Raw genomic sequence first — 3,866 nt, 5'->3', positions numbered from 1 at the left:
GGAGCGGCGCGCCTACGGCATGGCCCTGACAGCGCTGGGAGATCGGGAGGATGCCCTGGATGTGGTGCAGGAAGCGATGACACAATTGGTGGTCAGCTACGCGGACCGACCCGATGGACAATGGCGACCGCTGTTTTACCGGATATTGCAAAACAAGATTACCGACCTGCAGCGCCGCAAAACCCTGCAGGGTCGCTTCCGGGGCTGGTTGTCCCGCTTTCGCAACAGCGAAGATGGAATGGAGACGGAAGAGGACCCTCTGGATGCCGTCCCCGGGCCGCTCAACACTGCGCCCCATCAGCAGCATGAGCTGGGACGCCAGATGCTGGTATTGAAAGAGGCATTGCTCGCCCTGCCCGCCCGGCAACAACAGGCCTTTATGTTGCGCTGCTGGGAGGGGTTGGACACGGCGGAAACGGCGACGGCCATGAAATGCAGTGAGGGCAGCGTCAAGACACATTATTCCAGGGCGATACACAGCCTGAGGGAAACATTGGGAGATCATTGGTATGAATGACTTTGAAAGGCATATGCAGAGCGCTCTGCGTCGTTCAGAGCGCGACATCGACGACGATACCGCCCAACGGCTGGCCGAAGCCAGACGTCATGCCCTGAGCGCCACCAGCAAGCAGCGGGTGCCCCGCTTCTTTGTTCCCGCGACCGGTATGGCCCTGGCTTCCGTCCTCGCCCTGGTGCTGGTGCTGTCCCCCGACCTGCTGGAGGATGGCAAGACTTTAAGTAAACAGGAAGAAGTTCAGCTCAACGAGCCCATGGACCTCTATGAAGACATGGATTTTTATTACTGGCTGGCCAGAGAAGACGGCAACCTGAAGGGCTAACCCATGACGACAGTCGCTCACAGATCCATCGCTCCCGCCTGTCGACTCGGCTTCCTGCTCTGCGCCCTGCTGTTTTCCGCCCCGCTGCTGGCACAGAGGGACAACGGCCACGGCTACAACCAAGCTGCATATCCCCCCGGCGCCCATCGCCAGGTCAATCCCTGGCAGGAGCGGCACCTCTCTTCCCGGCAATTGGCCGACAAGTGGGAGGACAAACACAAAGATCGCGATAAAAAAGAGCGCAAGCGCTTTGAATCACTGTCGCCCGAAGACCGAGAAAAACTGCGGGAGCGGCGGGAGGTCTTCAAATCCCTGCCGCCGGAAGAGCGGGAGCGCATTGAACGCGCCCGCGAAAAATTCCGCAGCCTGCCGCCGGAACGCCGTGAAGAACTGAAGGAAAAATGGCGCAACATGAGCCCTGAGCAGCGCAAAGAGTATCATCGCAGGATGGAAAACGATGAGCGCTATCGCAATGACTATTACCGAAATAATCGTTAACCCCCGACACGCCCCATAAAAAACCGGCCATCAGGCCGGTTTTTTATCTTCAGACGGCAAGGCTCAGAGCTTGCTGTCGAGTTCCGGCAGCACCTGGAACAGGTCGGCCACCAGGCCGTAATCCGCCACCTGGAAAATCGGCGCCTCCTCATCTTTGTTGATGGCGACAATCACCTTGCTGTCCTTCATTCCCGCCAAATGCTGGATGGCACCGGAGATACCCACGGCGATATACAGGTCGGGAGCGACAATCTTGCCGGTCTGTCCCACCTGCATATCGTTGGGCACAAAGCCGGCGTCGACCGCGGCGCGGGAGGCACCCACCGCGGCGCCCAGCTTGTCTGCCAGTTTTTCCAGCATCTGGAAGCTGTCACTGCTGCCCATACCGCGCCCGCCGGACACCACCACGCGGGCGGAAGTCAGTTCGGGGCGCTCGGAGACCGCCAGTTCTTCGCCGACAAAGGCGGCATTGGCGGCATCGTGGACACTGGCCAGCGCCTCCACAGCGGCGCTGCCACCGGTTGCGGGAGCCGGATCAAATGCCGTGGCGCGAACGGTCAACACCTTGATGGCATCACTGCTCTGGACGGTGGCAATCACGTTGCCGGCATAGATGGGGCGTTTAAAGGTATCGGCACTCTCGACACTGCTGATATCGGAAATACCCTGCACATCCAGCAGTGCGGCAACCCGGGGGGACAGGTTCTTGCCGGTGGTGGTCGCCGGTGCCAGCACATGGCTGTATCCCGGCGCCAACTCGGCGACCAGCGGTGCCACATTTTCCGCCAACTGATGGGCGTAGGCGCCGTTATCGGCCAACAGGACTTTTGCCACACCGGGAATGGCGGCGGCGGCATCCGCCACCGCGGCGCAGCCGCTGCCGGCCACCAGGACGTTGATCTCACCACCAATGGCTTGCGCGGCACTGATGGTATTCAGGGTAGCCGCTTTCAGCTGGCTGTTATCGTGTTCGGCAATAACCAGAATGCTCATCAGATCACCTTCGCCTCATTTTTCAGTTTTTCCAGCAGCTCATCGACGCTGGCCACCTTGATTCCGGCGGCGCGCTGGGCCGGCGCTTCCACCTTCAGCAGTTTCACCCGCGGCGCGGTATCAACCCCCAACTCCTCGGGAGTGGTACTGTCCAGCGGCTTCTTCTTGGCTTTCATGATGTTGGGCAGCGACGCATAGCGCGGCTCATTGAGGCGCAGGTCGGTGGTGACAATTGCCGGCAGATTCAATGCCAGGGTTTGCAGGCCACCGTCAATTTCCCGGGTCACCCTGGCTTTGCCATTGTCGAGCACCAGTTGTGACGCGAAGGTGCCCTGGGGATAACCGGCCAGCGCACCGAGCATCTGGCCGGTCTGGTTGTTGTCGCCGTCGATGGACTGCTTGCCCATCAGTACCAGGTCAGGGGACTCCCGGTCGCAGACGGCCTTCAGGCACTTGGCCACCGCCAGGGGCTCGAGATCTGTATCGGTAGTGATCAGAATCGCCCGGTCCGCCCCCAGGGCCAGGGCGGTGCGCAACTGCTCCTGGGCCTGCTGCGGGCCGATGGACACGGCGACGATTTCGGTAACCGCGCCCTTCTCTTTCAGCCTGACGGCCTCTTCAACGGCGATCTCACAAAAGGGGTTGATCGACATTTTGACGTTATTGAGGTCAACACCAGTGCCATCGGCTTTTGGCCGTACCTTGACGTTGTAGTCCACAACGCGTTTGACAGCGACAAGTACTTTCATGAAATACCCTTTGAAAATGGTCGGTTAGCATTGAAGGGGCGTAATAATGCCGCTCCGATGGTGCCAAATCAAGGCAAACCCCCGGTTTTCTGCCAATCTAAGATTGACCCGGGGGTACTGACCCGCAGGTCTCAATTCTGCGTGGCACCGCGGGGGCATAACCGCTAAAATTCCCGCTGCTCAAAATCTCTGCCCGCTGACCCACCATAAGAACCTGAAGGAGATCTCCGTGGAACGTGAATATATGGACTACGACGTCGTGATCGTCGGCGCCGGACCGGCCGGTTTGGCCGCTGCCTGCCGTCTCAAACAGGTCAATGGCGCGCTCTCTGTGGTGGTGGTGGAAAAGGGCTCAGAAGTGGGCGCCCATATCCTCTCCGGGGCCGTATTGGAACCCAGGGCACTCGACGAGCTGTTCCCGGACTGGCGGGAGCGCGGCGCACCCGTCACCACCGAGGTGCGCGAGGATGATATCTATGTCCTGACCAGGGAACGCGGCATCAAGGTGCCCGCCCTGTTCGCTCCCAAAACCATGCACAACCACGGCAATTACATTATCAGCCTGGGCAACCTGTGCCGCTGGCTGGCCGAGCAGGCGGAAAATCTCGGTGTGGAAGTCTTCCCCGGCTTTGCCGCCGCGGACGTGCTCTACGCTGAAAACGGCGAAGTGCGCGGCATCATTACCGGTGACATGGGGGTGGGGCTGAATGGTGAGCACAAGGATGCCTACATGCCCGGCATGGAGCTGCGCGGCAAATACACCTTCTTTGCCGAGGGCTGCCGCGGT

At 60.2% G+C, this 3,866-nt stretch carries 6 protein-coding genes; 4 read left to right on the top strand and 2 right to left on the bottom strand.

What is annotated here, in order from left to right; all coding sequences use genetic code 11:
• The 3 genes from ABY948_RS11525 to ABY948_RS11515 form a co-directional block, all read left to right on the top strand.
• Positions 1–517, top strand: a 517-nt coding sequence (locus ABY948_RS11525) for an RNA polymerase sigma factor (protein WP_461482680.1), incomplete at its 5' end; no start/stop codon positions are given.
• Positions 510–839, top strand: coding sequence for a hypothetical protein (locus ABY948_RS11520; RefSeq protein WP_461482679.1), 330 nt, complete (start codon positions 510–512; stop codon positions 837–839). The genes ABY948_RS11525 and ABY948_RS11520, both read left to right, overlap by 8 nt.
• Positions 840–842: 3 nt before the next feature.
• Complete coding sequence (locus tag ABY948_RS11515; protein WP_461482678.1) at positions 843–1,337, top strand: DUF3106 domain-containing protein; 495 nt, start codon at positions 843–845, stop codon at positions 1,335–1,337.
• 63 nt (positions 1,338–1,400) lie between these two features.
• On the opposite strand, the gene ABY948_RS11510 is transcribed toward ABY948_RS11515, so the two are convergent.
• Together ABY948_RS11510 and ABY948_RS11505 are read right to left on the bottom strand one after the other, a co-directional pair.
• Positions 1,401–2,330, bottom strand: a complete 930-nt coding sequence (locus ABY948_RS11510; RefSeq protein WP_461482677.1) for an electron transfer flavoprotein subunit alpha/FixB family protein — start codon at positions 2,328–2,330, stop codon at positions 1,401–1,403.
• Positions 2,330–3,079 (bottom strand): electron transfer flavoprotein subunit beta/FixA family protein, encoded by a 750-nt coding sequence (locus tag ABY948_RS11505; RefSeq protein ID WP_461482676.1) that lies wholly within the window; start codon positions 3,077–3,079, stop codon positions 2,330–2,332. Before ABY948_RS11505 ends, ABY948_RS11510 begins: the two co-directional genes overlap by 1 nt.
• A gap of 244 nt (positions 3,080–3,323) precedes the next feature.
• On the opposite strand from ABY948_RS11505, the gene ABY948_RS11500 reads away from it, so the two are divergent.
• The coding region (locus ABY948_RS11500) for an NAD(P)/FAD-dependent oxidoreductase (RefSeq protein ID WP_461482681.1) at positions 3,324–3,866 on the top strand (543 nt) is incomplete at its 3' end.

Origin of the sequence: Porticoccus sp. (assembly GCF_041592135.1) — a bacterium.
In the GTDB taxonomy this organism is placed as follows: Bacteria; Pseudomonadota; Gammaproteobacteria; order Pseudomonadales; family Porticoccaceae; genus Porticoccus.
Note: the sequence above shows the minus strand (reverse complement) of the source record. Positions and strands in the feature narration are given on the sequence as shown.

What these genes read in the sequence shown, in the direction of transcription:
- ABY948_RS11520 (WP_461482679.1), top strand. Translation starts at nt 510, where the DNA reads ATGAATGACTTTGAAAGGCATATGCAGAGCGCTCTGCGTCGTTCAGAG.
- ABY948_RS11515 (WP_461482678.1), top strand. Translation starts at nt 843, where the DNA reads ATGACGACAGTCGCTCACAGATCCATCGCTCCCGCCTGTCGACTCGGC.
- ABY948_RS11510 (WP_461482677.1), bottom strand. Translation starts at nt 2,330, where the DNA reads ATGAGCATTCTGGTTATTGCCGAACACGATAACAGCCAGCTGAAAGCG.
- ABY948_RS11505 (WP_461482676.1), bottom strand. Translation starts at nt 3,079, where the DNA reads ATGAAAGTACTTGTCGCTGTCAAACGCGTTGTGGACTACAACGTCAAG.